The 588-nt window shown below is 66.3% G+C and carries 1 protein-coding gene; it reads left to right on the top strand.

Going from position 1 to position 588, the window contains the following annotated elements:
* The coding region (gene tnpC, locus NKH04_RS33165; RefSeq protein ID WP_353045617.1) for an IS66 family transposase at positions 1 to 588 on the top strand (588 nt) is incomplete at both ends.

Below are 588 nucleotides of genomic sequence, written 5' to 3'. Positions count from 1 at the left end.
GTGGTTATGGCGATCTCTATGCGACGGGTCGTCAGCCGGCGCCTGTTCTGGAGGCCAGCTGCTGGGCCCACAGCCGGCGCAAAGTGTTTGAGCTGGCCGATGTCGAAGCGGCGGCGCGCAAGAAGGCGCACGGCGAGAAGCCCAACCTGGTCTATCCGCTGGCGGTCGAAGCCGTGAAGCGCATCGATGCCCTGTTCGATATCGAGCGCGCGATCAACGGCCTGTCGCCGGCCCAACGCCACGCCGTGCGCCAAGAGCGGAGCGCGCCGCTGGTCACCGAGCTCGAGCGCTGGATGATCAAGACGCGCGACAAGCTCTCGCGCGGGCACGACCTGACCAAGGCCTTCAACTACATGCTGCGCCGCTGGTCATCCTTCACCCGGTTCCTCGACGATGGGCGGATCTGCCTATCCAACAATGCAGCCGAGCGAGCCCTGCGCGGCATCGCTCTCGGCAGAAAGTCCTGGCTCTTCTGCGGTTCCGATCGCGGCGGACAGCGCGCGGCCGTTCTCTACAGCCTGATCGTCAGCGCCAAGATGAACGATGTCGACCCGCAGGCCTGGCTCGCCGACGTCCTCGCCCGACTGC

This window comes from Mesorhizobium sp. M1365, from assembly GCF_040317865.1.
Classification (GTDB): Bacteria; Pseudomonadota; Alphaproteobacteria; order Rhizobiales; family Rhizobiaceae; genus Mesorhizobium.
The sequence above is the reverse complement of the archived record's forward strand: the minus strand, read 5'-3'. Positions and strand labels throughout refer to the sequence as shown.